The sequence below is a fragment of the Streptomyces sp. B5E4 genome (assembly GCF_039871555.1).
Classification (GTDB): Bacteria; Actinomycetota; Actinomycetes; order Streptomycetales; family Streptomycetaceae; genus Streptomyces.
The window spans coordinates 219,717-245,521 of sequence record NZ_JBDPMI010000008.1 but is presented as its reverse complement, the minus strand read 5'-3'; the positions used below and the strand labels follow the sequence as shown (position 1 = coordinate 245,521).

At 74.0% G+C, this 25,805-nt stretch carries 26 protein-coding genes; 21 read left to right on the top strand and 5 right to left on the bottom strand.

Features of this window, described 5'->3' with window-relative positions:
* Positions 1–5 precede the first annotated feature (5 nt).
* Positions 6–1,511 carry an NADH-quinone oxidoreductase subunit M gene (locus ABGA99_RS14025; RefSeq protein WP_347582741.1) on the top strand — a complete coding sequence of 502 codons (1,506 nt, stop codon included), beginning with the start codon at positions 6–8 and terminating at the stop codon, positions 1,509–1,511.
* On the top strand, positions 1,508–2,941 hold the full coding sequence (locus tag ABGA99_RS14020; RefSeq protein ID WP_347582740.1) for an NADH-quinone oxidoreductase subunit N: 1,434 nt from the start codon (positions 1,508–1,510) through the stop codon (positions 2,939–2,941). Before ABGA99_RS14025 ends, ABGA99_RS14020 begins: the two co-directional genes overlap by 4 nt.
* 21 nt (positions 2,942–2,962) lie before the next feature.
* Here ABGA99_RS14020 and ABGA99_RS14015 read toward each other — a convergent pair whose 3' ends face one another.
* The 4 genes from ABGA99_RS14015 to ABGA99_RS14000 form a co-directional block, all read right to left on the bottom strand.
* Complete coding sequence (locus tag ABGA99_RS14015; RefSeq protein ID WP_347582739.1) at positions 2,963–4,708, bottom strand: VanW family protein; 1,746 nt, start codon at positions 4,706–4,708, stop codon at positions 2,963–2,965.
* Positions 4,709–4,720: 12 nt separating this feature from the next.
* Positions 4,721–5,716, bottom strand: a complete 996-nt coding sequence (locus ABGA99_RS14010; RefSeq protein ID WP_347582738.1) for a M56 family metallopeptidase — start codon at positions 5,714–5,716, stop codon at positions 4,721–4,723.
* Positions 5,713–6,081, bottom strand: a complete 369-nt coding sequence (locus ABGA99_RS14005; protein WP_347577518.1) for a BlaI/MecI/CopY family transcriptional regulator — start codon at positions 6,079–6,081, stop codon at positions 5,713–5,715. Before ABGA99_RS14005 ends, ABGA99_RS14010 begins: the two co-directional genes overlap by 4 nt.
* Before the next feature lie 224 nt (positions 6,082–6,305).
* Complete coding sequence (locus ABGA99_RS14000; protein ID WP_347577517.1) at positions 6,306–6,593, bottom strand: heavy-metal-associated domain-containing protein; 288 nt, start codon at positions 6,591–6,593, stop codon at positions 6,306–6,308.
* 310 nt (positions 6,594–6,903) lie between these two features.
* Here ABGA99_RS14000 and ABGA99_RS13995 point away from each other — a divergent pair, with 310 nt between their 5' ends.
* The 6 genes from ABGA99_RS13995 to ABGA99_RS13970 all read left to right on the top strand — a co-directional run bounded on the left by ABGA99_RS13995 (position 6,904) and on the right by ABGA99_RS13970 (position 13,549).
* Complete coding sequence (locus ABGA99_RS13995; protein WP_347582737.1) at positions 6,904–10,068, top strand: amidohydrolase family protein; 3,165 nt, start codon at positions 6,904–6,906, stop codon at positions 10,066–10,068.
* Between the two features lie 100 nt (positions 10,069–10,168).
* The gene (locus tag ABGA99_RS13990) at positions 10,169–10,744 is read left to right on the top strand and encodes an NADAR family protein (protein ID WP_347577515.1); all 576 of its coding nucleotides are present in this window, start codon (positions 10,169–10,171) and stop codon (positions 10,742–10,744) included.
* A 95-nt stretch (positions 10,745–10,839) separates the two neighbouring features.
* Positions 10,840–11,226, top strand: a complete 387-nt coding sequence (locus tag ABGA99_RS13985; RefSeq protein WP_347577514.1) for a hypothetical protein — start codon at positions 10,840–10,842, stop codon at positions 11,224–11,226.
* A 160-nt stretch (positions 11,227–11,386) separates the two neighbouring features.
* Positions 11,387–11,926: a hypothetical protein gene (locus ABGA99_RS13980; protein WP_347577513.1), complete on the top strand. Its 540-nt coding sequence runs from the start codon at positions 11,387–11,389 to the stop codon at positions 11,924–11,926.
* A 13-nt stretch (positions 11,927–11,939) separates the two neighbouring features.
* A complete protein-coding gene (locus ABGA99_RS13975) occupies positions 11,940–12,704 on the top strand; it encodes a DsbA family protein (RefSeq protein WP_347577512.1) in 765 nt (254 codons plus the stop codon).
* Entirely contained in the window at positions 12,701–13,549 is an 849-nt protein-coding gene (locus ABGA99_RS13970) for a cytochrome c biogenesis CcdA family protein (RefSeq protein ID WP_347577511.1), read from the top strand. The genes ABGA99_RS13975 and ABGA99_RS13970 overlap by 4 nt, the downstream gene beginning before the upstream one ends.
* A gap of 631 nt (positions 13,550–14,180) precedes the next feature.
* Here ABGA99_RS13970 and ABGA99_RS13965 read toward each other — a convergent pair.
* On the bottom strand, positions 14,181–14,408 hold the full coding sequence (locus ABGA99_RS13965; RefSeq protein WP_347577510.1) for a hypothetical protein: 228 nt from the start codon (positions 14,406–14,408) through the stop codon (positions 14,181–14,183).
* A 326-nt stretch (positions 14,409–14,734) separates the two neighbouring features.
* Here ABGA99_RS13965 and ABGA99_RS13960 point away from each other — a divergent pair, with 326 nt between their 5' ends.
* The 13 genes from ABGA99_RS13960 to ABGA99_RS13900 all read left to right on the top strand — a co-directional run bounded on the left by ABGA99_RS13960 (position 14,735) and on the right by ABGA99_RS13900 (position 25,780).
* Entirely contained in the window at positions 14,735–15,517 is a 783-nt protein-coding gene (locus ABGA99_RS13960) for a fumarylacetoacetate hydrolase family protein (RefSeq protein ID WP_347577509.1), read from the top strand.
* Positions 15,518–15,709: 192 nt separating this feature from the next.
* The gene (locus tag ABGA99_RS13955; RefSeq protein WP_347577508.1) at positions 15,710–16,690 is read left to right on the top strand and encodes an ABC transporter substrate-binding protein; all 981 of its coding nucleotides are present in this window, start codon (positions 15,710–15,712) and stop codon (positions 16,688–16,690) included.
* Positions 16,691–16,796: 106 nt separating this feature from the next.
* A complete protein-coding gene (locus tag ABGA99_RS13950; protein ID WP_347577507.1) occupies positions 16,797–17,696 on the top strand; it encodes an ABC transporter permease in 900 nt (299 codons plus the stop codon).
* Positions 17,693–18,550 carry an ABC transporter permease gene (locus ABGA99_RS13945; RefSeq protein WP_347577506.1) on the top strand — a complete coding sequence of 286 codons (858 nt, stop codon included), beginning with the start codon at positions 17,693–17,695 and terminating at the stop codon, positions 18,548–18,550. The genes ABGA99_RS13950 and ABGA99_RS13945 overlap by 4 nt, the downstream gene beginning before the upstream one ends.
* Positions 18,547–19,398, top strand: coding sequence for an ABC transporter ATP-binding protein (locus ABGA99_RS13940; protein ID WP_347577505.1), 852 nt, complete (start codon positions 18,547–18,549; stop codon positions 19,396–19,398). The genes ABGA99_RS13945 and ABGA99_RS13940 overlap by 4 nt, the downstream gene beginning before the upstream one ends.
* 38 nt (positions 19,399–19,436) lie before the next feature.
* A complete protein-coding gene (locus tag ABGA99_RS13935; protein WP_347577504.1) occupies positions 19,437–20,327 on the top strand; it encodes a creatininase family protein in 891 nt (296 codons plus the stop codon).
* A gap of 84 nt (positions 20,328–20,411) precedes the next feature.
* Positions 20,412–21,257 carry a hypothetical protein gene (locus ABGA99_RS13930; protein ID WP_347577503.1) on the top strand — a complete coding sequence of 282 codons (846 nt, stop codon included), beginning with the start codon at positions 20,412–20,414 and terminating at the stop codon, positions 21,255–21,257.
* A gap of 46 nt (positions 21,258–21,303) precedes the next feature.
* Positions 21,304–21,633 carry an extradiol ring-cleavage dioxygenase gene (locus ABGA99_RS13925; protein WP_347577502.1) on the top strand — a complete coding sequence of 110 codons (330 nt, stop codon included), beginning with the start codon at positions 21,304–21,306 and terminating at the stop codon, positions 21,631–21,633.
* Complete coding sequence (locus ABGA99_RS13920) at positions 21,626–22,735, top strand: amidohydrolase family protein (RefSeq protein ID WP_347577501.1); 1,110 nt, start codon at positions 21,626–21,628, stop codon at positions 22,733–22,735. Before ABGA99_RS13925 ends, ABGA99_RS13920 begins: the two co-directional genes overlap by 8 nt.
* A gap of 5 nt (positions 22,736–22,740) precedes the next feature.
* Complete coding sequence (locus ABGA99_RS13915) at positions 22,741–23,454, top strand: FCD domain-containing protein (RefSeq protein WP_347577500.1); 714 nt, start codon at positions 22,741–22,743, stop codon at positions 23,452–23,454.
* Positions 23,451–24,167: an isochorismatase family cysteine hydrolase gene (locus ABGA99_RS13910; RefSeq protein ID WP_347577499.1), complete on the top strand. Its 717-nt coding sequence runs from the start codon at positions 23,451–23,453 to the stop codon at positions 24,165–24,167. The genes ABGA99_RS13915 and ABGA99_RS13910 overlap by 4 nt, the downstream gene beginning before the upstream one ends.
* Positions 24,139–24,369, top strand: a complete 231-nt coding sequence (locus tag ABGA99_RS13905; RefSeq protein WP_347577498.1) for a 2-hydroxymuconate tautomerase — start codon at positions 24,139–24,141, stop codon at positions 24,367–24,369. Before ABGA99_RS13910 ends, ABGA99_RS13905 begins: the two co-directional genes overlap by 29 nt.
* Positions 24,344–25,780, top strand: a complete 1,437-nt coding sequence (locus tag ABGA99_RS13900) for an aldehyde dehydrogenase (protein WP_347577497.1) — start codon at positions 24,344–24,346, stop codon at positions 25,778–25,780. The genes ABGA99_RS13905 and ABGA99_RS13900 overlap by 26 nt, the downstream gene beginning before the upstream one ends.
* Positions 25,781–25,805 lie beyond the last annotated feature (25 nt).

Sequence of the window (25,805 nt, the reverse complement as noted above, 5' to 3'; positions counted from 1 at the left end):
CCCCCGTGCTCACGGCCATCGTCTTCCTCCCCGCCGCCGCGGCCGGCGCGCTGCTGTGCGTGCCGCGCGCCGCCGACCGCCGGGTCTTCCTCCTCACCTGGGCCGCCGTCTCCGCGGCCGTCCTCGCGCTGACCGTCGCCCTGTGGCTCGGCTACGACCACGGCGGCGGCATCCAGTACGAGACGCACGCCCGCTGGATCCCCAGCGCCGGCATCGGCTACCACATCGGCGTCGACGGCCTGTCGCTGCCGCTGGTGGCCCTGACCGCCGTGCTCTTCCCGGCCTGCGCGCTGTACGCGCTGCGCGAGACCCGCCGGGTGCGGGAGTTCGCCGCCCTGTTCCTCTTCCTGGAGACCACCTGCCTCGGCCTCTTCGCCTCGCTCGACCTCATCCTCTTCTTCGTCTTCTTCGACCTGTCGATCGTCGCGATGTACTTCGTCATCGCCGGCTGGGGCCACCCGGGCGCCGCGCGCGCCGCGCAGAAGTTCTTCCTCTACACCTTTCTCGGCTCGCTCGCCCTGCTCCTCGGCTTCATCGGCCTCTCTCTCGCCGCCAGCCCGCACACGTTCGACATCGTCGCGCTCGCCGAGGAGAACCCGCTGGCCGGGCGGTCCGGCTACGGCGCCCTGGTGCTGCTGGCGATCGGCCTCGGCCTGGCCGTCAAGACGCCGACCGTGCCGTTCCACACCTGGCTGCCGCCGGCCCACACCGAAGCCCCCGCGGCCGGTTCGGCGATCCTTGCCGGGGTGCTGCTGAAGATGGGCACGTACGGGTTCCTGCGCATCGCCATGCCGCTGCTGCCGGGGCCGTGGCGCACGTACGCGCCGGTCTTCGTGGCCGTCGGCGTCGTCTCCGTGCTCTACGGAGCGCTGGTGGCCCTGGCGCAGACGGACTTCAAGCGCATGATCGCCTACACCTCCGTCAATCACATGGGGTACATCCTCCTGGCTCTCGGCGCCGCGGCCGCGCTGAGCGAGGACACCGCGGACGCCCGCCGGCTCGCCGTGACCGGGGCGACGTACCAGATGGTCAGCCACGGGCTGCTGACCGGCGCGCTGTTCCTGCTCGCCGGCGTGCTCTACGAGCGCGGGCGCACGTACGCCATGGGTGCCTACTCCGGCGTCGCCGCGCCTGCCCCGGTCTTCGCCGCGCTCACCGGCGTCGCCGTCTTCGCCTCCCTCGGGCTGCCGGGGTTCTCGGGGTTCATCGCCGAGTTCCAGATCCTCGCCGGCAGCCTCGGCCCGCGCCCGGTGGCGACCACGCTGGCCGTGCTCGGCATCCTGCTGACCGCCGCGCTGCTGGTGCGGGCGCTGCAGCGGATCTTCCTCGGCCCGCTGCGGCTGCCCGACTCGCCCGGCACCCCGCGGCCGTTCCCCGACCTGCGCGCGCACGAGGCGGCGTCGATCCTCCCGCTGCTGGCCCTCGCCGTCGTGCTCGGCCTCTTCCCGCGCTTCGTCCTGGACGTCATCGAGCCGTACTCGCGCAGCGTGCTGGAACTCGTCGCCCGATGAGCGGTCCGACGAACGGCATGGACGAAAACCCACTCGACCTGCTGCCCGAGGTGTTTCTCGCCGCTTCCGCCGTGCTCGGCCTGCTGCTCGGTGCCTGGCTGCCGCGGCGGCGGCAGTGGCTGGTCGGCGTGCTGGGCGTGGCGGCCTGTACGGCGGGGATCGCGGCGGCGGCCGCCGCGGCGGGCGACGGGCCCATGACCGCCTTCGACGGGGCCTTCGCCGTCGACACCGTGACGTCGACCAGCCGGGTCGTCATCCTCGCCGGCACCGTCATCGTGCTGGTGCTCGGCTTCGCCCCGTTCCGCGGGGACGCGCGCGAGAGCGAGTTCCACGTCCTCGTCCAACTCGCCGCCCTCGGCGCGCTGATGCTCGCGGGCGCCCAGGACCTGCTGCTGCTCGCCGCCGCGTACCTGCTGGCGAGCGTGCCCTCGTACACCCTGGCGGGCTTCCGCAAGGACGCGCCCGGCACCGAGGCGGCGCTGAAGTACTTCGTCACCGGCGCCCTGCTCGGCGTCGTCATGCTCGCGGGCATCACCGTGCTGTACGCGGCCGGCCGCGCCAGCGCGTACCCCGCACTCGCCGGCGAACTGCCCCGCGCCCCGGCCGCCCTCGTGACCGCGGGCACCGTGGGGCTGCTGGCCGGGCTGCTCTTCAAGACCGGCGCCGTGCCCGGCCACTTCTGGGTGCCCGACGCCGTCGAGGGCAGCAGCCCGCCCGCCGCCGCACTGCTCACCACCCTGCCCAAGGTGGGCGCCCTCGCCGCGCTCCACCGGCTGGCCGCGGTGCCGCTCACCGGCACCCAGGTGCCCTGGGACGCCCTGGTCGCGGTGCTCGCCGCCGCGTCCATGACGCTGGGCAACCTCGCCGCGTTCTTCCAGACCGACGTCAAACGGCTGCTCGCCTACTCCACCGTCAGCCAGGTCGGCTACCTGCTCCTGCCCGTCGCCGTGGCCACCCGTGCCGACGAGGCCCAGCGGGCGCTGCTGTTCTACCTCGCGGGCTACGCGGTGACGAACCTCGGCGCCTTCGCCGTCGTCTGCGCCCTGCCGCACGCCCGCACCCTGGCCGACTACCACGGGCTGCTGCGCGCGCACCCCGGTCTCGCGCTCAGCCTCGCCGTCTGCCTGCTCGGCCTCCTGGGCACCCCGCCCACCGCCGTCTTCCTCGGCAAGCTGGAGGTCTTCACCGCGGCCGTCGACGGCGGTTACCTCTGGCTCGCCGTCCTCGCCGCGGCCAACACGGTGGCGTCCCTCTTCTACTACCTGCGCTGGATCCGCCCGGCGTTCGCCGCCGCCGGCGGGCCGGGAACTCCTCAGCCGCTCGTCCGGCCCGCGGCCCTGACCGCGTACGCCACGGCCGCCGCCTCCGTCGCCCTCGGCGTCACCGCAGGACCGGTCCTCGGCCTCCTCGGCGGACCGCTCGCGCGCTGACCGGCCGTGCCCGGTGGCGGCTCACTCGCAGGTGACCTCGTCGCGCGGGGTGTAGGTCGTCGTGAACGTCTCCCGGTCGACCTCCCGGCCGCCGGACCTGAAGATCCGCTCCACCGCGACGTCGAATCCCTCCAGCGGGGTCTGCGGCTCGCAGGCGTCCTCGTCGCCGGTGCGGGTGCCCGGCTCCACCACGTCGGTCCGCGGGCCCTTGACGGACTCGATCGCGTCGTACTTCTTCGTGCCGAGGAAGGAGATCGTCACCGAGTTCTCCGTCGCGCCGGCCTGCACGTAGATCGCGTTGCCCGAATCGTTCCGGAACTTGAGGTCGAGGCTGCCCCAGGCCACGGTCGCCTCCCGCCCCTCGGGGTAGCGCTCGATGTAGAAGGAGTGGGCCCCGTACTCCTCGAAGTCGACGCCCGCGAAGAAGGCGGCGTTGAAGACGGTGGTCGCGACCGCCGAGACCCCGCCGCCGGTGGCCCGTGTGTACTTGCCGTCCAGGATCATGATGCCCTCCACGAACCCGTTGGCCTCCGTCCGCTCGCCCACGGTGTCGTTGAAGCTCCATGTCCCGTCCGGAAGCACGACCGAGCCGTCGATCAGCTTCGCGGCCTGGCCGACGTTCTGCGTGCGGTACGGGGCCGGCGGGAACTCGACGGTGAAGCTCGATATCTGCTCCTTGATGCCCAGCCGGCCGACGTTGTCGCCGGTGAGCTGCGGCTGGGAGACCCGGGCGGCCACCGGCCCCGTACGGGCGTCGGCGCCCTCCTCGGGCAGGAGCTTGAGCACGGCACGGGCCAGCGCCCCGGACGTGATCTCCCGTCCCGCGCTGCCCTCGGAGGCCACCACGACCTGCTCGCCGTCCCAGCGCAGCCGGGCGTTCTCCGCCTGGCCGGAGACCTGCCGGACCTCGGCCGCCACCTCGGATGCGCCGAGGAGACCGCGGCCGTCCAGCCGCGGCGACAGCCGCTTCGCGTCGTCCGGCTTCATCGAGAGGTGGTCGGCCAGCACCGCCGGGCCGATCGCGATCTCCCCGCCGCCTTCGACGGTGAGGGTGACCGGTCCGGACATCGCCGGAGCGGCGAACCGTGTCATGGCGCGATCGACTTCCTCCGCGCCGACTCCGGGCTCGACCTCGCGCACCGGGAGCGCCAGCGGGTCCTCCTGCCGGCCCGGCGCGGCATTCGTCAACTCCTCCACCGCCCCGTCCACATCCAGCGCCCTGCCGCTGCGCGGCTGTACGGCCACGGCCTCGCCGCCGTCGAAGGTGATCGAGCCGTCGCGCACCTTGCGGTCGTACGACTCGGCGAGGGACGCGAGCGCCGCGCGGCCCTTCTTCTCGTCCACGCGGATCACCGGCTCGACGTCACCGCCGCCCCCGGAGAAGAGCCGGCCTATGACGGTCAGCGGGCCGGAACCCGACTGCGCCGCGTCGGCCGCGGTCTCCTCGGCGTCGAGCGTGACGCCCGCCGCCCGGGAGTCGAGTTCGCCGGCCTGGTCGCCCATGCGTACGGGCAGGGAGTCCGGTATCAGCTCCGCCCTGTTCCGCTCCAGCTTCGCCCGGGCCTCCGCCCGGCTCATGCCCCCGATGTCGAGGTCGAGGACGCGGGTCCCCGAGGGTATGTCGTCACCGGCCACCAGCAGCCCGAGGACGTAGAGGAAGCCGAAGATCACCGCGGCGGCCGCGGCCGCGACGCCCGCCACCACAGGGGGCCGGTAACGGCCGGTGGGCGGGCGGTCGGGCGTCTCGCGACCCGGGAAACGGAGCACGAACTCTCCTCTTCATGGCTGAAGTCTCTTGACGATCCGGGCCGCCGTGCGGCCGTCGCGACCGGGCCGGCCCGGAGCCCCGTTGGATGGCAGGCGCCGGGCGGGGCCGTGCGGCTCTCGCTGCCTACGTCCGTTCGTGATCTCGGGGCATGGCTCGACCTCTGTCGTCGGCTTCTCTCCGCTAAATACCTTAGCTGACGCCTGTGACGGCCCGGCCGGCCGGGGGTGGCGATGGACGGGACCGGCGACGTCGACGGGCCGCGCACGGGCGGCGGCGGTGCGCCGTCCGCGCTCAGCCCAGCGCCGGGCCGCAGGACAGCAGCAGCGGCAGCATCGGCGCGGTGAGGGAGGCGGCAGAGCCGTCTGTTCGCGGGCCAGCCGGGCCAGCGGCAGCCCGGGGAAGGCGCGCTGGAACGCCCGGGTGGTGGCGTGCAGCAGATGGTGGCGGCCTTCGATGTGCGCGCGCTCGTGCGCCAGCACGGCACGCAACTGCGCGTCGGTCAGCGCGTCGAGCGCGCCCTGCGTCACCACGATACGGCGGGACCGGCCGGGCAGGCAGTAGACGGCCGCGGCGGCGTGGTCCACCACCGTCGCGCCGTACTCGGGGGCCGGTCGGCCGACGAGCGCCAGCATGTCGAGGGAGCGGCGCTGCGCGCGCCCCGTCTGGCGGAGGCAGTACAGCAGCAGGCCGGTCGGTACGAGGACGACGACGAGCGGCGGCAGCAACGGCAGGGCGTCCGCCGGGGTCGGCGCGGGGCTGCCGGTGGCGGCGCGGGACAGGCCGCAGAGGCTGAACAGTCCGACGAGGCCGCTGTGCATGTGCTGCTCGACGAGGGCCAGTTGGTAGACGGCGGACGCGGTGGTGACGACGAACGCCGCCATCAGCCCCTGCCAGACGACCACCGCGGCCTTCGGCGCCTGGTGCGCCCACCGCGCCCTGGCCAGCGCGTACGGTGCCACCGCCCCGGCGAGGGCGGCGTACGCGGCCAGCGCGAGGACGGTGGTCACGTAGCGGCCCGCCGCTTCGCCGACCGCAGGGCGGACCGCAGCGCGTCGACGTCCTCCGACGACATCTGCTCCACGAAGCTCATCAGCGCGCCGGCCGGGTCGGGGTTGCTGCCGAGCGCGTCCTGCATCAGCGCGGCGGTGTACTCCTGGCGGGTCAGGGCCGGCCGGTACACCCAGGCCCTGCCCTCCATCTCGCGCCGGAGGACGCCCTTGCGGTGGAGGATGTCGGCGACGGTCTTGACGGTGCTGTAGGCGAGGGGCCGCTTCTTGTTCAGGTCCGCGAGGACGTCACGCGCCGTCGCGGGCCGCCCCCAGGCCCAGAGGCGCTCCATGATCTCCGCCTCCAGCTCACCCAGTTGTCGCACGCTCGCTCCCTTCGGGCCCGGCCCGCCGACGGGCCGCGGCATCGGCGCGGCCTCATCGTAGTCATCGCGCAGGCCGGGACACCGGGCCGGCGCATCGACGTCTGTTAAGGAACTTAGCGTTTCGCGCGCGGGAGGCCGCGTCAAGCGGGCGCTCGCGCATCGGTGTTGGGGAGAGCCGCCGCGGGCCGGGCGGTGGGGGATCACCGCCCGGCCCGCGGCGCGGATCAGGCCCGGCCGACCAGCTCGTAGCCCGCCTCCTCGACCGCGCCGCGCACCTTCGCCTCGTCGAGCGCCGTGCCCGCCTGGACGGAGACCGTCCCGCTGGCGGCGTCGGCCTTGACGGAGGTCACGCCCGGGAGGGCGGAGATCTCCTTGGTGACGGACGCCTCGCAGTGCGCGCACGTCATGCCGCTGACGGTGAAGACGGTGCCGGTCTGCGGGGCGGCGGTCCCGGCGGTGGCACCGCCGCCGCAACTGCCGTCGGTGGTGCAGCAGGAGTTGCCTTCGCTCATGGTTCTTCCTCCGGAATGACAGGTGGAACGCGAGGGGCGTGTGCCGCACTCACCCGCACGACATTAATACCCCTAGGGGGTATTCGCAAGTCGCTGCTCGATCTCTGTCGCAAGCCGGCCGGCGGCCGGGTGCCAGGACACCATCCGCCCCACGGGTACCGGTGGCGGTCTACAACACCTGCGTCCGGCGGCGTACAACTGACAGGCGGGTGTTCCGTTCCGGGCCGCCCGCCCCTCCGGCCCGTATTGCCCTGAACTCCTCCGTATCGTCCCGTACCGCACCTGTACCGTACGAGTCCCGGGAGGACCCTTGGACGCCGAGCTCTTCGACCTCTCCCGCCGCCGCTTCCTCCAGGCCACGGCCGCCGCCACCGCGGTCACCGCCGGCGCCGTCCTCGACACCCCGGCCGCCGCCGCACCGCGCGCCGCCGCCGGCACCCTCTCCTTCACCGCCGCCACCAACGGCTCCGCCACCCTCGCCCCCGCCGGCGACCGGCTCGTCGCCGAGGTACAGAACGTCCTGTGGTCGATCCCTCGATCGGGTGGTGAGGCGACCGCTCTGACCACCGCCGGACTGGAGCCCAACCGCCCGCAGTTCGCGCCCGACGGCAGCAGCCTGGTCGTGTGCGCCTACCGCGGCGGCGGCTTCCACCTGTGGACGATGCGGCCCGACGGCTCCGGGCTCACGCAGCTCACCGACGGGCCCTTCGACGACCGCGCGCCCGCCTGGTCGCCGGACGGCAACCGCATCGCGTTCTGCTCGGAGCGCGGCGGCGACCCGGTGACCGGCAGCCCGTACCGCATCTGGATCCTGACGGTCGCCACCGGCGAACTGACCCCGGTGACCGGGCTGCCGGACCAGCAGGGTCCCCACCAGGACGGCGCCTGGGAGGACTTCGACCCGGCATGGTCGCCGGACGGCGCGCGCGTGTTCTTCGTCCGCGCCGCGGTCGGCTCCGGCGGCACGCTCGCCGCCCGCACCGTCGCCTCCGTGGCCGCGGACGGCCCGGGGGAGGTGCGTACCGAGCACACCGAGACCACCGAGGCGCAGGTGATGACCCCGGCGGTCGGCCCCGGCGGCCGGCTCGCGTACCTCCGTACGACCGCCGCGCCATCGGCGTCGTGCACCCTCGTCGTCGACGGCGCGCCCGTCGACCTCGGCGCCGCGGACGTGTCGCCCGTGCCGCCCCGCTGGATCTCCGGAGACGAACTGCTGCTCACCGCCGGCGGCCAGTTCCGCGTCGTCGACCCTGCGGCCCCCGCCCGGACGGAGACCATCCCGTTCGCCGCCACGCTGCCCGTCGACCGGCCGCGGTACCGCACCAAGGCGTACGACTTCGCGGACGGCGGCGTCCGCCGGGTGCGCGCCGTCCACCTGCCCGCGCTGTCGCCCGACGGCCGCCGGCTGGCCTTCTGCGCCCTCGGCGCGCTGTGGACCGCGGACGTCACCGGCGGCCGCAAGCCGCGCAAGGTCCTCCAGGCGGACCCGACCCGCTACGTGCTCGCCCCCGCCTGGACCCCCGACGGCCGCGGCCTGGTCTACGCCGACGACCGCGACGGCCTCTTCGCCGTCCGCCGCCGCGACCTCGCCTCCGGCGACGAGACCGTACTCGCCGAAGGCGGCCGGGTCTTCCCCGCGCTGTCCCCGGACGGCACACGGCTCGCGTGCATCGACATGACCGGCAACCTGGTCGTGACCGACCTCGCCTCCGGTACGGAAAAGGTGCTCGCCGCGCCGCTGGGCGCGGGCGGGCTGCCGGGCCGGCCGAGCTGGTCGCCGGACGGGCGGTATCTGGCGCTGTGCGACCGCAACCGGCTCAACCAGCGCTTCCGCGAGGGCTACAACCTCATCCGCCTCGTCGACGCCGCCACCGGCGCCGCCCGCCTCCACCCCGTCGCCCCGCACACCTCGATCTCCGACCGCTACGACTCCGGCCCCGTCTGGTCGCCGGACGGCCGGTGGCTGGCGGTGGTCGTGGAGTCCGCGCTGTGGCTGCTGCCCGTACGCCCCGACGGCAGCCCGGACGGCGCGCCGCGGCAACTGACCGACGAGGCCGCCGACCACCCGTCGTTCTCCGGCGACGGCCGGCAGGTGGCGTATCTGTCCGCGGGGCGCGTCCGCATCGCCGACGTCGCGTCCGGCGATGCCCGCACGGTCCGTGTCCCGCTCGACTACCGCCGCCCCGTCGCCCCCGACACCGTCGTGCACGCCGGCCGGCTCTGGGACGGCACCTCCGACGCCGTACGCGACGACGCCGACATCGTCATCCGCCGCGGCCGCATCACCGCCGTCGAACCACACCGCGCCGGCCGCCCCGCGGAGCGCCGCGTCGACGCCTCCGAGCGCACCGTCATCCCCGGACTCTGGGACGCCCACATCCACCCCTGGCAGTCCACCTACGGCGGCCGGCAGACCGCGCTGCAACTCGCGTACGGCATCACCACCGCCGTGTCGCTGGGCGGCTTCGCCTACGAACAGGCCCGCATCCGCGAGGCCGCCGACGCCGGCGAGCTCGCGGGCCCCCGGCTGCTGGCCACCGGCGAACTGCTCGACGGGGAGCGCGTCGCGTACAGCATGGGGCGCGCCCACGGCACCCGGGCAGGCCTGCGGCGGTCGCTGGCGCGGGCGGAGGGGCTGGACTGGGACTTCGTCAAGACGTATGTCCGCGCGCCGGGTTGGGTCATGGCCGAGGCGGCGGCGTTCGCGCACGAGCGGCTGGGGGTGCGCAGCGGCAGCCACCTGTGCTCGCCGGGGATACAGCTCGGCCAGGACCTGACGACGCATCTGCAGGCCACCCAGCGGCTGGAGTTCGGCCACGCGACGACGGCCTCGGGGCGCGCGCACGCCGATCTCCTCGACATCTACACCGCGACCGGCGACTTCCACCTCGTCGCCACGCCCTTCACCGCGCTCCCGCTGCTCGGCGCCGACCCGGCGCTGGCCGCGGATCCGCGGGTGACGGTGCTGATGCCGCCGTGGGACACCGCGGCCGTCACCCAGCGCGCCGGACAGCCGCCCAGCGCCGCTGAGTTGCGGACCCTGGCCACCGAGACGGACGTCTACCGCCGTGTCCTGGACGCGGACGGCGTCATCGCCCTCGGCACGGACCAGCCGCTCGTACCCGTGGGCCTCCACCTCCACCTCGCCCTGCGTGCCCTGCACCGGGCGGGCCTCTCCGCGCCCGAGGCGCTCCGCACCGCCACGGTGCTCCCGGCCCGGACCTTCGGCGCGGCGCAGGACCTCGGCACGCTGGAGCCGGGCAAGTACGCCGACGCGACGGTGATCGACGGCGACCCGTTCACGGACTTCGCCACCCTGGTACGCACCGAGTCGGTCCTGCGCGGCGGAAGGCCGTTCGCCCAGGCGGACCTGGTGCGGTCCTTCAGGCCGAAGGTGTCCCTGCGCGCCGACGTGGACTGGCTGGACGTCGGCCGCCTCATGCGCCGCGACGGCTGCTGCGACACGGGCTTGTAGCCCCGCACCCACCGGGCCCGGCCCTCCGCCACGAGGAGGGCCGGGCCCATCATGGTGCGCGACAGGGAAGCGCAGGCCGTGGAGAGGGAGGGGTGGGCCCGTGGGTGAGCTGCCGGGTTCCGTTGCGGAGTTGCGTGCGGCGGCGGGGGAGGGGCGCAGGCTGAAGTACCTGTACTTCTGGGGGCACCGCCCCAGGCGCGAGGGGGTGGTGGACGCGGCCTGCCTCAGTCAGTGGTGGCCGGTGGAGTTCGAGGTGGACGGCGTCGGGTACGCCACCGCCGAGCACTGGATGATGGCGGCGAAGGCGCGGCTCTTCGGCGACGAGGCGGCGGTGGCGCGGATACTCGCGACGAGCCACCCCGGGGCGGCCAAGGCCGAGGGCCGGAAGGTGCGGGGCTTCGACGAGGCGGTGTGGCAGGAACACCGCTTCGCGGCGGTGGTGCGCGGCAACCTGGCCAAGTTCGGCCAGCACCCCGCCCTCGGCGCGTACCTCCGCGGCACCGGCAGCCGGGTCCTGGTGGAGGCGAGCCCGGTCGACCGCGTCTGGGGCATCGGTCTGGCCGCCACCGACGACGGGGCAGAGGACCCCGGCGCGTGGCGCGGCCTGAACCTGCTGGGCTTCGCCCTGATGGACGTACGGGCCACGCTCGCCGCGCAGGCGGCCGGCACGGCGTAGGCCGGCCTCGACGGCCCAGCCGTCCGCGCCCCGGGGACGCCGCCGGCCTGAACGCCCGTGTTCTAATGAGGGCTCCCCCGACCCTGAGGATCAGCATGACCGCCTCCCTCCCGCGCGCGGCCGTCCGTGCGCTCGTGGTGGCGTTGGCGGCGCTGATCTCCCTGGCGTGTGCCCCGGTGGCGCAGTCCGCCGCCGGGGCGTCCGCGGCGGACTCCCGTGCGGCCGTGAGTGCGCCGCGGGATGCAGCGTCCGAGCAGGTCTCGGCCGGCGACGAGCGGGACGCTCCCGGTTGCCGGAAGTCCGGCAAGGCCGTCCAGCAGTCGGTGCCGAGCGTCCGGGCGTGCAGCGATCAGGGGGTCGTCCCGTACGCGGTACGGGACGCGCGGGCGGGCGGTGCGACCGCGGACTCCGGCGCGGCGACGGCCCAGGGCCGTACGCCACCGGGGCCGGACATAGCGCGACTCCCGGTGCTGCGGCTGTAGGGGCCCGCCGCGGCCGGCTCGTCGCGGGAGGAAACCCGTACGACGAGCGGTCGCTGCCGCCCCGCCGCCTGCGCGCCGCCGGCCGTGTTCGTTCGCCGAACGCCGGACCCGCGCGCACGCGGATCTTCCGCCTATCCCGCTCTCGACCGCAGGACACCTCATGCGCTTCTTCCGTCATCGCGTGCGCCTCGCGCTGCGCGCGCTCGCCCTGTGGGGCGCCGCCCGCCGGCTCACCGCCGCCGTCGCGGCGGCGGCCACTGCCCTGGCCATCGGGCTGCCGACCGCCCTCGTCCCCAACCCCGTCTTCGGCCGCGAGATCGCGCCGGAGTGGTGGAGCTACCCGGTACTGATCGTCACCGCCCTGCTCGCCGGCGTGGTGCTGGCCACGTACGTCCGCCGGCCGGAGGCGCCGCGCGGGCCCGAACGCGGGTCCCGGCTGGGCGCGGCCGGCGGCGTGCTGTCGTTTCTGGCCGTCGGCTGTCCGGTCTGCAACAAGCTCGTCCTCCTCGCTCTGGGCACGTCCGGCGCGCTGTCCTACTGGGCCCCGCTGCAGCCCCTGATCGGGGTGGGCTCCGTGCTGCTCCTCGCGGTCGCCGCGGTGCAGCGGCTGGCCGGCGAGGCGGCCTGCGCCGTCGACGGCACGGCCGCCACCCCCGCCGCCGCCGAGCCCACCGCCGCCTCCTCCGAACCGACGCGCTGACCGGGAGCCACCCATGAACACCGACACCAGCGAGCGCACCCGCAAGGCGTCCACCGTCGTCGTCGCCCTGGTCCTCGCCGCCGCCCTGGGCCTGGGCGCCCTCTCCCTCTTCGCCGGCTCGGGCTCCGACTCCGGCTCCGGCGGCGGCCGTACGGCGGACGCCGGCGCCGGGGGCAACGCCGAGAAGGACGCGCCGTCCGCGCAGGAGCAGGCGCTGCTCGGCCTCCAGCGGCGTACCGCGGGCGACCCGATGGCCCTGGGCGAGAAGGACGCCCCGGTGGTCCTCATCGAGTACTCCGACTTCCAGTGCCCGTTCTGCGGCAAGTTCGCCCGTGACACCAAGCCCGAGCTGGTGGAGAAGTACGTGGAGGCGGGCGTGCTGCGGATCGAGTGGCGCCACTTCCCGGTCTTCGGCGACGAGTCGCAGGCCGCCGCCCAGGCGGGCTGGGCGGCCGGGGAGCAGGGCCGGTTCTGGGAGTTCCACGACGTGGCCTACGGCGAGGAGCGCAGGAAGAACAGCGGTGAGTTCGCCGGCGACGAGCTGATCGCCATGGCGAGGACGGCCGGGGTGAAGGACCTGGCGCGCTTCGAGCGGGACATGGCCGGCCGGGCCGCCGAGGAGGCGGTGAACGGCGACGCCGCCGAGGGCCGGAACCTCGGCGTGACCAGCACCCCCGCCTTCCTCGTCAACACCACACCCGTGCTGGGCGCCCAGCCCACCGCGGTCTTCGAGGAAGCGATCGACGAGGCCCGCAAGGCGGCCGGGGAGGCGGAGTGAGCGCGGACATCGGCTACCTCACCGCCTTCCTCGGCGGCCTGCTCGCCCTCCTCAGCCCGTGCAGCGCGCTGCTGCTGCCCTCCTTCTTCGCCTACTCCGTCAGCGGCGCCGGCCGCCTCCTGGCCCGTACCGCGATCTTCTACGCCGGACTCTGCACCACCCTGGTGCCGCTCGGCGTGGCCGGATCGTTCGCCAGCAGACTCTTCTACGGCCACCGCGAGCTGCTGATCGCCGTCGGCGGCTGGACAGTCATCGCGCTGGGCGTGGCGCAGATCTTCGGCTTCGGCTTCGGCTCGCGGCGGATGCAGCAGGCGGCGGGGCGGATCCGGCCGGAGTCGGCGGTGAGCGTGTACGCGCTGGGCGCGGTGTACGGCTTCGCCGGGTTCTGCGCCGGGCCGATCCTGGGGTCGGTGCTGACGGTGTCGGCGCTCGGCGGCAACACCGTGTACGGCGGCGTGCTCCTCGCGTTCTACGCCCTGGGCATGGCGGCTCCGCTGTTCGTACTCGCCGTCCTGTGGCACCGGTTCGACCTGGGCCGGAGGCGCTGGCTGCGCGGGCGTCCGGTCCGCGTGGGGAAGCTGGAGCTGCACTCGACACAGGTGCTGTCCGGCGCCCTGTTCGTCGCCCTGGGCGCGGTGTTCCTGGCGTTCGACGGCACCAGCGCGCTGCCGGGCGCGGTCGGGGTGGAGGAGGAGTTCGCGCTGGAGCAGTGGACCCGGGACGTCGGGTCCGCCGTACCCGACGTGGTGCTCGTCGCCTCGGCGGCGGCGATCGCCCTCGCCGCCGCCGCGGCCGGCCGGCGCCGGAGCCGCGCCGACCGGAACGGCGCGGACACCCGGGGCTAGGCCGTTTCCGTCAGATCATCTGATCGTTGGTTGATGTGTGTCGTTGACTGACACGCAGTGGCGCGAATCGAGCCGTTGTTGCCGGACCCTCCCGCGGCAGACCGGCCACAAGGTTCCACCTCGCCGCCATCTTCATTTGGTCAGCGAGGTGATCCGAGACCTCAACCTTCGGCACGGCGCCGGTAGGTGTTGATCAGTACGCCGGACGGTGTCGGCTGCGTGGCGGGGGAGTTCGCCCAACTCAGATCCCTGACCGAGTGGGAAGCCACGTACTTGGGCATCGCGTTCATCGCGGCCACCGCGGGGTCGTTCAGGTCGGCGTGCGGCCACGTGGCGGCGAGGATCTCGTACGTTCTGCGGCCCAGGAGCAGGGCTCCGGCACCAACCGTGGGGGGCAGCCGGCGGCGCTGCCCACAGGGAGACGCCGCACCTGGAGGACCGAGGACGGCGGGCCCATGGTTCGATCACCGATCGTTCAGAAGCCGGACAGGTCGTGCGGGTCGTATCTGACGGTGGCCTGCAACCGCCGGCCGCGTACGGCGAGCACGCCGATGAGCAGCCAGGACGCGGCGCAACCGAGGGCCAGTGGCGGCCGGTTGGCGTCCAGGAAACCGGTCAGCTCGTCCTTCCGCTACACCATCGCGACGACGCCGACGCTTCCGCAGACGATGCACATCAACGGCACCAGCGGGTTGGCGCGGACGGTGGCGACCTCCCCGAGGAACAGCAGACCCCCCGACAGGAACAGGGCGGCGCTCGGCAGCAGCTCGCGCGGGCCGGCGAGCAGCAGCGACGTGCCGGCACCGGCGAACGCCACGGAGACGCCCGCCTTCAGCCCCACGTACCCCCTGCGGGGCATGCCAGCACCGGCACGACCGTCACCACGGTGAGAAAGGACTCCCACGACCAGCTCACCCCGCACCTCCTCCGGACGCGCGCTCACGGGCACCACGGTTACGAGCGACCGGTGTCCCGCCAGTCCGCTTTGCGGCATGGCGCCCGGTGCGGGCCGGGACCGGTCCCGGGTCCGGGCGCCGGCCGCGGGCGGCGACGGGGGGCAGAACTCATTGCTATCAATCTATTGATTGCAATGTTTTCTTGTCCCATACTCAGGGACCAACGCGCACCGCGTCGATCGAAGCGGCCGTTTCCACGGCCGCGTGTCCGGGAAGGGGGCGGGGTCTCATGAGCGTATGGACGGTCGAGCGCACCGTCGACGAGCTGATCCGCCGCGAGCGGGAGCGTCGCGACGGCGGGCGGATCACCGACGAGTGGCCCGGCCTCGACCTGGACACGGCCTACCGCGCGCAGGACGAGCTGCTGGCCCGCAAGGTCGCCGCGGGGGAGCGGGTGATCGGCGTCAAGCTGGGGCTGACGTCCGCCGCGAAGCAGCGGCGCATGGGCATCGACGCCCCGCTGACCGGCTGGCTCACGGACGCGATGGTGCTGCCGGCCGGAGTGCCCGTGCCGCTGGCGGAGACCATCCACCCGCGCGTCGAGCCCGAGATCGTCTTCACCCTCGGCCGGCGGCTGGCCGGGCCCGGGGTCACGGAGGCGGACGCGCTCGCCGCCGTCGCGGAGGTACGCGCCGGGTTCGAGGTCATCGACAGCCGCTACCGCGACTTCAGCTTCGCCCTTCCCGACGTCGTCGCCGACAACGCCTCGTCGTGCCGGTTCGTCGTCTCCGCGGACTCCGTGGACCCGGCCGGACTCGACCTCGCCGCCGAGACCTGCCGGCTCATCGTCGACGGCGAGGTCGTCGACACCGCCACCGGCGCCGCCGTCCAGGGCCACCCGGCCCGTGCGCTCGCGCTCGCCGCCAACGCCCTGTCCCGGCGCGGTATCGCCCTGGAAGCAGGGTGGACCGTGCTCACCGGCGGGCTCACCGACGCCGTGTTCGTCGAACCCGGGCGGACGATCTCCGCCGAGTTCGCGACGCTCGGCACCGTCACCGCCGTCGCCGGCTGAGGCGCCGCACCACCCACCGCGCCCCGCCCCGACCCCGTACCTCCGTCACGGGCCCCGGCCCCCTCCGCCGTACCCGGCGCCCGGCCCCGTCCCACCCGTCTCCGCCATCCCCCCTCGCCCGCCGTCCTCGCCGCGCCCGTTGCGGCGGCCGACGGCCACCCCATCGATCCTTCACGCAGCAGGGAGTCCGGCATGCCGTCGTTGCGCCGTCGTCACAGAACCCTCTCCATAGCGGCCGGAGCCGCTCTCCTCCTCACCGCCGCGACCGCCTGCGGCTCGGACGGCGGGGGAGAGGACACCGGCTCCGGCCCCACGGACATCACCCTCGGGGTCATCCCCATCATCGACATCGCGCCCGTCAAGCTCGGCATCGAGAAGGGCTTCTTCAAGGAGCAGGACCTCAACCCGACGCTGCAGAACTCCCAGGGCGGCGCCGCGATCACCCCCGCGGTCGTCAGCGGCGACTACCAGTTCGGCTACTCCAACATCGTCAGCCTCCTCATCGCCAAGAACGAGGGGGTGCCGGTCACCATGCTCTCGGTGGGGGCGCGCGCCTCCGACGACGTGCTCGACGACGGCTCCGGCCAGCTCATGACCAAGGACGGCGGCATCAAGGACGTCGCCGACCTGGAGGGCAAGACCATCGCCGTCAACACCCTCCTCGGCATCAACGAGGTCGCCGTACGCGCCAGCCTGGAGGACGCCGGCCTGGACCGGGACGCCGCCGAGCTCGTCGAGGTGCCCATCCCCGACATGCCCGCCGCGCTCGACAAGGGCAACGTCGACGCCGCCATGCTCAGCGAGCCGTTCATCAGCATCGTGGAGAAGGACGGCGGGCACGCGCTGCCCGTCAGCTACGCCGGGATGGGCAAGCAGCTCCCGTTCGCCGGCTGGTTCGCCTCCGAGTCGTACGCCGGCAAGAACCCCGAGGTCGTCGAGCGCTTCACGAAGGCGCTGCAGAAGTCCCTGCGCTACGCCGAGGAGCACCCGGACGAGGCGCGCGCCGTACTCAACACCTACCTCGATCTCGACGAGGGCCTCACCGACGACCTGACGCTCCCCGGCTGGAACCCCGAGTCCGACCGTGACGAGATCGCCGGGCTGGCCCAACTGACCGCCGACGCCGGTCTGATCGACAACCTCGACCCGCTGGACGACCTGCTCGCCGACTGAGCGCCGCACCGACGCCGGCCCCGTGACGCCGGCGGGGCCGCCGCCGGCCCCCGCTCTGCCCCCGAGGAGCACCCGAACCACCAGCCCCAGAGATGCCGGAGAAGACGTGAGAGTTCACCAGAGCGCCGACACCGGGCACCCGCCCGCGCTGTCGCCGGCGGCGGACCGGCCCCCGGACCCGCCCGCCACGGCCGTCCCCGCCCCCGCCGCCCCCTCGCCCGCGGCCCGGCTGAAGGCCGTGCCCGACGCCGCGCTCGGCGTCCTCGGCATCGCCCTGTTCGCCGGTGTGCTGGAGCTGCTGCCGCGCTCGGGCGCGGTGCCCGCGAAGTACCTGCCGCCCTTCAGCGAGATGGTCCGCGCGCTCGGCGACGAGCTGGGTTCGTCCGTCTTCTGGACCGCCCTGCTCGACACCGTCGAGGGCTGGGCGTACGGCCTGGCCATCGCCGTCGTCGCCGGCACGGTGCTGGGGCTGGTGATCGGCGGCGTCGAGGTGCTGCGCAAGGCGACGGCCTCCACCATCGAGTTCCTGCGGCCGATCCCCTCGGTGGCGCTGATACCCCTGGCGGTGCTCGTGCTGGGCACCGGACTCGGCTCGACGCTGCTGCTGGTGGTCTACGCGGCCTTCTGGCCCGTGCTTCTCCAGGTGCTCAGCGGCGTCCGCGACGTCGACCCGGTCGCCCGCGACACCGCGGTCGGCTACGGCTTCTCGCCCTGGGCGCGGCTGCGTTACGTGGTCTGGCCCACCACGCTGCCGTACCTGATGACCGGGCTGCGGCTGGCCGCCTCGGTGGCGCTGATCCTGGCCGTCAGCTCCCAGCTCATCATCGGCAGCCCCGGGCTCGGCAGCGAGATCGCCCGCGCCCAGTCCAGCAACGCGATCTCGCGGATGTACGCGCTGGTGCTGGTGGCCGGCGCGCTCGGGGTCTCGGTGAACCTGCTGGCCCGGGCGCTGGAGCGGCGCGTGCTGTCCTGGCACACCTCGGTGCGGACGGAGGCCCGCGCATGAGCGGCGTCACCGGCGCGAAGCCCGCGAAGAGCGTGGCGCCGGCGGAGAGCGCCAAGGGCCGGGGGCTGCGGCTGCTGAAGAACGGCGCGGTGCACCTGGCGTACCTGTGCGGGCTGCCCGCCGCGCTGCTCGCGCTGTGGTGGGTGCTCGCCGCGCGCAGCACGAACTTCTACTACCCGACGCTGGACGAGATCCTGTCCGCCTTCGCCGAGACCTGGTTCTCCCACCGGCTCGTCGACGACGTGCTGCCCAGCCTGGGCCGGCTGGCCGCCGGCTACCTGGGCGCGGCGGTCATCGGGATCGCCCTGGGCGTACTCCTCGGCACCCGGCCGCGGATCCGGGCGCTGCTGGAGCCGGTCCTGGAGTTCTTCCGCGCGGTGCCGCCGCCGGTGCTCATCCCCGTCCTCATGCTGGTCGCCGGCATCGGCGACACGATGAAGGTCGTGGTGATCATCTCCGGCGCCCTGTGGCCGGTGCTGCTCAACACCGTCGAAGGGGTCCGCGCGATCGACGAGGTGCTCTCCGACACCGCGCGCTGCTACGGCCTGACCGGCACCGCCCGGCTGCGCCGCCTGGTGCTGCCGGGCGCGGCACCGCAGATCGTCGCCGGGCTGCGGCAGGCGCTGTCGATCTCGATCATCCTCATGGTGATCAGCGAGATGTTCGCCAGCTCCAGCGGCCTGGGCTTCACCGTCGTGCAGTTCCAGCGGTCGTTCGCCATCCCGGAGATGTGGAGCGGCATCCTGCTGCTCGGTCTCCTCGGCTTCGCCCTGTCGCTGCTGTTCGCCCTGTTCGAGTCCCGAGTCCTCGGCTGGTACCGCGGCCTGAGGCAGTCGCAGCGAGGTGAGAAATGACCGGCACGAAGGTGGCGCCCGCCACCGAGGACAGCGCGGGCGCGCTGGCCGTCCGCGGGGTGCGGAAGGTCTACCAGGGCTCCGGGCGGACCGTCGAGGCCGTGCGCGACCTGACGTTCACCGTCGGCGCGGGCGACCTGACCTGCATCGTCGGCCCGTCCGGCGCCGGCAAGACGACGCTGCTGAAGTGCGTCGCGGGGCTCCTCGCGCCCACGTCGGGCGAGGTACGGCTCGGCGGCGCGCGGGTGCAGGGCCCGCCGCCCGGCATGGCGGTGGTCTTCCAGGAGTACGGCCGCAGCCTGTTCCCGTGGATGACGGTCGGCGCGAACGTCGAACTGCCGCTGAAGCAGAAGAAGATCGCCAAGGCGGACCGGGCGGCGCTCGTGGCGCAGGCGCTGGAGTCCGTCGGGCTCGCCGACGCCCCGGCCGCGTACCCCTGGCAGCTCTCCGGCGGTATGCAGCAGCGCGTGGCCATCGCGCGGGCCATCGCGTACGAGCCGAAGGTGCTGCTCATGGACGAGCCGTTCGCCGCCGTGGACGCGCAGACCCGGGCGGAGCTGGAGGACCTGACCCGCTCGCTGTGGCGGAAGCTGGGCATGACGGTGCTCTTCGTGACCCACGACATCGACGAGGCGGTCTATCTGGGCGAGCGGGTGCTCGTGCTGTCCGCCTCGCCGACCGTGGTCATGGAGGACATCGCCGTCGACCTGCCCGCCGAACGCGAGCAGCTGACCACCCGCGCGCTGCCCCGCTTCGCCGAGCTGCGCGCGACGGTCTACGGCCAGGTGCAGCGCGCCAAGACCTTCCACTCCGCCGCCCCCGGGGCCGGTGCGGGGGACCGGCCGTGACGGGCGGCGGAGTGGACGGCACCGGCGGTGCAGCCGGCATGGCCGCAACGGACCGGACGACGGACGTGTTCGCGGACACCCTCGCCGAGCTGACCTGGTACGAGGTGGAGCGCGCGGCCCGCGACGGTGCGGTGCTGCTCTGGGCCTTCGGCGTGATCGAGCAGCACGGCCCGCACCTGCCCGCCGGCACCGACGTCTACCTGCCCGGCGCCCGGCTGCGCGAGGTGCGGCGGCTGCTGGCGGGACGCGGCATCGAGGCGCTCATCGTGCCGCCGTACTACTGGGGCATCAACGTCGTCTCCGGCAGCTTCCCGGCCTCGTACGGGATCCGCCCCGAGCTGATGGAGCAGGTCATGGCCGACCTCTTCGCCGGCATGGCGGGCGACGGCTTCCGGCACGTCTTCTGCTTCTCCGGCCACGGCGACGCGCTGCACAACCGCACCGTGCACGCCGGGGTGCGGGCGGGCCGGGAGCGTACCGGCGCCGACATCAGCTTCGTCATGGAACCGGAGCTGGCGCACCGGCTCGGCCTCGACCCGGACGACCCGGCGCTGACCGTGCACGCCTCCGCGGCCCCGGCCGGTGCGGCGAGCGGCGGCCGGGTGGCCGTCTCCTCGCCCGGGTCGGCCGCGGGCAGCCCGGGGGCGGGGCACATCGACGTCCACGCCGGGCGGTGGGAGACCTCGGTGATGCTGCACACACACCCCGGCCTGGTCCGCGACGAGGTACGCGCCACCCTGCCCGCCACCGAGCACGGCCTGTCCGAACTCGCCGTGTGGCGGCGCGGATACGACGACGCCCGGCGCATCACCCCGCGCGGCTACTTCGGCGACCCGGCCGCGGCCGGCGCCGACGAAGGGCGGCGGCTGCACGTCTCGGCCGCCGAACTGGCCGCCGACGCCATCGAGGAGCGGCTCGGGCCCGGCTGACCCGCGCTCGGCCGGTCCCTCCGGGCGCGTACCGCACGCGCACAGCACGACAGTTCAGCGACACACGACAGGAGCAGAGGAGCAATGGCAGAGATATGCCTGGCCCTGGCCGCGAGCCACACGCCCGGCCTCACCGGCTGGTTCGACAAGGCGCCGGAGCCCGAGCGCCGGGTGGTCACCGAGGCGTATGACGCCGTGCACGACGCCGTCGCCGCCTCGGGCGCGGACGTGCTGCTCGTCGTCGGCAACGACCACGTCGCCAACGCCCGGGTGAGCGACTACGCCGACTTCACCTTCGGCCTCGCGGCCGAACACCGCGGCCCCGACGAGTGGTTCAAGCCCTGGCTGCGGGTCGAGGACTACGCGCTGCCCGGCGATCCCGGCGTCGCCGCCGGCCTCTTCGAGGCCGTACGGGACAGCGGCCCCGGTGTCCGCGCCGAGCCCGGCGCCCTGCGCTTCGACGACAACCTCTCCGTGCCCACCGCCATGGCCCGGCTCGTGGAGACCGGTGTCCGCATCGTGCCCGTCCTGCAGAACTGCACCGTCCCGCCGGTCCCCGACGAGCGTGCCTGCTACGCCTTCGGGGAGGCGCTGGGCGAGGCGATCCGCGGCCTGCCCGACGGGCTGCGCGTCGGCCTGCTCGGCTCCGGCGGCCTCAGCCACGAGCCCGGCGGCCCCCGCTACCTGGACATCGACGAGAAGTTCGACCGCTGGTGGCTCGACCTGCTCCAGGAGGGCGACCACGAGCGGATCCTGACCGAGGCGACGTTCGACCGCATGGAGCAGGCCGGCTCGGGCGGCACCGCGGAGCTGCTGTCGTGGGTGGTGGTGATGGGCGCCATCGGCCCGCGTCCGTGCACCTCGCTGGGGTACGTCGCGGTCGAGCAGTGGCGCTGCGGCGTCGGCGCCGTGCAATGGCACCTTTCCTGACCGCCGGCACCCGTCACGACGCCCGTTCACTACAGAAGGACACCTGATGGCACTCGACCATTTCGATCCGCGACTGCGGACGAACGACCTGGTGCAGGAGCTGAAGTGGGACCGCGAGCTGCGCACCCGCTTCGAGACGTCCGAGGCGGAGGTCCTGGCCGCGTACCCCCTCACCGAGGAGGAGCGCACCGCGATCGCCGCGCGTGACTTCCGGCGCCTCTACCACCTGGGGCTGCACCCCTATCTGCTGTCGCAGCTCGCCCGGCTGGTCTACGGCACGGGCGAGAAGGCCGGCACCTCGGAGGCGGCGACGGCCCTGATCCGCTCGCTGCTGGGGGACGAGTACGAGACCTACATGGCAGCGCGCGGTGACTGACACGCTGACCGGCACGGAGGCCGCACCCCCCGTGCCCGTGGTCGACATCCATACGCACGCCATGCCCCTGCCGCTGCTGCGCGCGCTGGAGCGGGAGGGGCGCGCGGACCTCTCCCGGGCCGCGGACCACGTGCTCACCCTGGACCCGGCGCTGTGCGGGCTGCCCCCGGGGGCGCCGGTGCCGCTGCCGCCCGAGCAGTACGCCATGGACCGCCGGCTGGCCCTGCTCGACGCCTCGGGCGTCGATCACCACGTGGTGGCCGCGCCGCCGTTCCTCTTCGCCTCGCAGGCGACGGACGACGCGCTGGCGCTGGAGCTGGCCCGGCGCTCGAACGACGCGCTGGCGGAGTTCGCCGCGGGCTCCGGCGGCCGGCTGCACGGGCTGGCGACCGTACCCGTCGGCCACCCCGGGGCCGCCGCCGAGCTGACCCGGGCGCTGGACGAACTCGGCCTGGTGGGCGCCACGATGGGCACCTTCGGCGCCGGCCGCGAGCTGGACGACCCGGTCAACGAGGACCTGTGGTCGGTGCTGGCGGCGCGCCGCTGCTTCACCCTGCTGCACCCCAGCCGGGTCTCGGAGCGCGACCGGCTCGCCGACTACCACCTCGTCCAGCTCCTCGGCTATCCGCTGGAGACCGCCCTCGCCGTCTCCCGGCTGATCTTCGGCGGCGTGCTCGAACGGCACGAGCTGACGCTGTGCCTCGCGCACGGCGGCGGCTGCGCGCACGCCGTCGGCGCGCGGCTCGACCTGGGCTGGCACCGCAAGCCGGTGGCGCGCGTGGTCGGCAGCGAGCCGACCGAGTTCCTGCGCCGGCTGCTGTACGACACGGCGGTCTTCGACGTACGGACCATCGCCCGGCTCGTCGAGGACGTCACCGCCCGCAACGTCCTGCTCGGCACCGACACCCCGTTCGACCTCATGGACGACCGGCCGCTGGAGACCGTACGCCGCATCGGCCTCGACGCCGCCGACGAGGCCGCGATCCTCGGCGGCAACGCCGCCGCGCTGCTGCCCGGTCTCGGCCTGGGTACCGGCCCCGCGCAGGCCGCCGGGGGGCGCTCGCTACCCTCGCCATCCCATTCCATCCAGTCGAAGGGCTGAGGACATTGAGCAGCGAAGCAGGGACGGACGAGCTGCGCCGGTCATCCCGCGCCGAGGCGGTCGCCAAGCGGATCGAGGGGCGCATCGCCGAGCAGTCCCTGCCCAGCGGTCACAAGCTGGGCACCAAGGAGAGTCTGCGCCGCGAGTACGACGTGGCCGCGGCCACCTTCAGCGAGGCCGTCCGGCTGCTGGTCTCCCGCGGCACCGTCTCCGTACGCCCCGGGGTCAAGGGCGGTATCTTCGTCGCCTCGCCGCCCGCGCTGGTCCGGCTGGGCCGCAAGATGCTGGAGCTGAGCGGCGATTCGGTGTCGGTCTCCGACTGCCTGGTGGTGCGGGACAACCTGGAGCCGCTCGTCGCGCAGGAGGCGATGCGCCACCGCACGGACGCCGACCTGGCGGAACTGCGCAGGCTGGCCGAGGAGATGGCCGTCGAGGGGCTGTCCGCCGCCGACTACCTCGCGGCCAACTGGGCGCTGCACCGCAGGATCGCCGAAATCACGCCCAACCAGATCCTGCGCCACACCTACGTCTCGCTGCTGGAGTTCGTCGCCAGCCGGCTGCGCGGCGTCACCGCCGACGAGCCGAGCCGGATCAACCCCGAAGGACCCGCCGTCCACCGCGAGCTGGTCGAGGCCATCGCCTCCGGCAGCCGGCAGCGGCTCGACGCGGCCATGGAGGCCCACGCCGGTCTCACCGTCACCCCCAGGGAGCCCGGATGAGCACACCGACCTCGCCTGCCACGACAGCGCTCGTGGTGATCGACGTCCAGAACGACTACTGCCACCCCGACGGCGTCTTCGCCGCGGCCGGGCTGCGGGTCGCGGACCTCGACGGCCTCGTGGCGCGCATCAACGCCCTGGTGGCGGCGGCCCGTTCCGGCGGCCGGCCGGTGGTGTGGGTACGGATGGAGTGGCCCGACGACGCCGCCGTCGGGCTGCTCGGCGAGCGCAGCCCGTTCCTGCGCGAGCGCGGCCTGCGGCGCGGCACCTGGGGGGCGGAGCCGGTCGCGGGACTCGACCGGCGGCCCGGGGACCACGAGGTGCAGAAGGCCCGGTTCAGCGCCTTCCACCGCACCTCGCTGGACGACCTGCTGGCCGGGCTCGGCGTCGACACCCTCGTCATGGCGGGCGTACGCACCGACTTCTGCGTGGAGTCGACCGTGCGCGACGCCTTCTTCCGGGACCTGCGGGTCGTCGTCGCCCGCGACGCCGTCGCCGGCTACGTCGAGGAACTGCACACCGCCAGCCTGCGGCTCATGGGCACCGTCTTCGCCGAGGTCGTCGGGGACGGGCAGGCCGCCAGGCTGCTCGCCGGCCGGGCCGGCGGGCAGGCGGCGTACGAGAAGACGGGCGAGGGGACGGGCGCGAAGGCGCACGACGGGACGCACGAGAGGAGCCGGACCGGTGCCGCTGGTCGAAGTGACGCTCGTTGAGGGCCGCTCGCCGCGCCAACTGCGCGCGCTGATCGGCGAGGTGACCCGGGCCGTGGCCAGGACCGCGGACGCGCCGCCCGAGAGCGTCCGCGTGATCCTCCGCGAAGTGCCCGCCTCGCACTGGGCCGCGGGCGACGTGACCATCCAGGAGAAGCAGGAGCAGAAAGGCGAGGACCATGGACCTCATTCCGCACATCGTTGACGGCCGGGAGACCCAGTCGGCCTCCGGCGAGACCTTCGCCACCGTCGACCCGTGGACCCGCGAGCCGTGGGCCGAGGTCTCCCTCGGCGGCGCGGCGGAAGCCGGTCTCGCCGTCGCCGCCGCCCGGCGCGCGTTCGACGAGGGGCCGTGGCCGCGGATGGGCTTCGCCGAACGCGGCGCGATCCTGCACCGGCTCGCGGACCTGATCGACGAGCACCGCGCCGAACTCGCCCTCGCCGACACCACCGACATGGGCAAGCCGATCGCGGACAGCACCGCCAAGGACGTACCCCGCTCGGCCCTGAACTTCCGCTTCTTCGCCGATCACGCCCGGCTCTCGGCCGGCGACGCGCTGCCCATGGACAGCGGGCACCACGCCTACAGCCGGTTCGAGCCGGCGGGGGTGGTGGCGGCCATCGCGCCCTGGAACTTCCCGCTGATGCTGGAGACCTGGAAGGTCGCCCCCGCCCTGGCCTGGGGCAACACCGTCGTGCTCAAGCCCGCGGAGGACACCCCGGCGTCGGCGACGCTGCTGGCCCGGCTCGCCCTCCAGGCGGGCATGCCGCCCGGCGTCCTCAACGTCGTGCACGGCTACGGGCCCGCGGCCGCCGGCGAGGCGCTGACCACCGACCCGCGCGTGGACCGCATCACCTTCACCGGCGAGTCCGGCACCGGCCGCGCCATCGCCCGCGCCGCGGCGGCGAACCTCACCCCGGTCAGCCTCGAACTCGGCGGCAAGGGCGCCAACGTGGTCTTCGCCGACGCCGACCTGGACTCCGCCGTCTCCTGGTCGGTCAAGGCGATCTTCAGCAACGCCGGGCAGGTCTGCCTCGCCGGCAGCCGGCTGTACGTCCAGCGCGAGGTGTACGACGAGTTCCTGGCCCGCTTCACCGCCGCCGCCGAGGCGCTGGTGACCGGCGACCCCAAGGACCCGGCCACCCAGCTCGGCCCGCTCGCCTCGGCGGAGCACCACGCCAAGGTCACCTCCTACCTCGACGGCGTGCCCGCCGACGGCGGCACCATCGTCACCGGCGGCCGCGGCGAGGGCTGGACGGTCCGCCCGACCGTCGTCACGGGCGCGCCGCCGAAGGCGCGGATCCTTCGCGAGGAGGTCTTCGGCCCGGTCGTCGTCGTCACCCCCTTCGACACCGAGGCGGAGGCGGTGGCCGCCGCCAACGACAGCCCGTACGGCCTGAACGCGATGGTCTTCACCGAGAACCTGTCCCGGGCGCACCGCGTGGCGGCGGCGCTGAAGGCGGGGACGGTGTGGGCCAACTGCTTCTTCATCCGCGACCTGCGCGCGCCGTTCGGCGGGGTCGGGGACTCGGGGGTGGGGCGCGAAGGGGGGAACTTCAGCAGGGAGTTCTTCACCGAGCCGAAGGCCGTGGTGATGGCCGTGGCACCCGCCTGACGACCACCTTCCGCACCCACCGTCC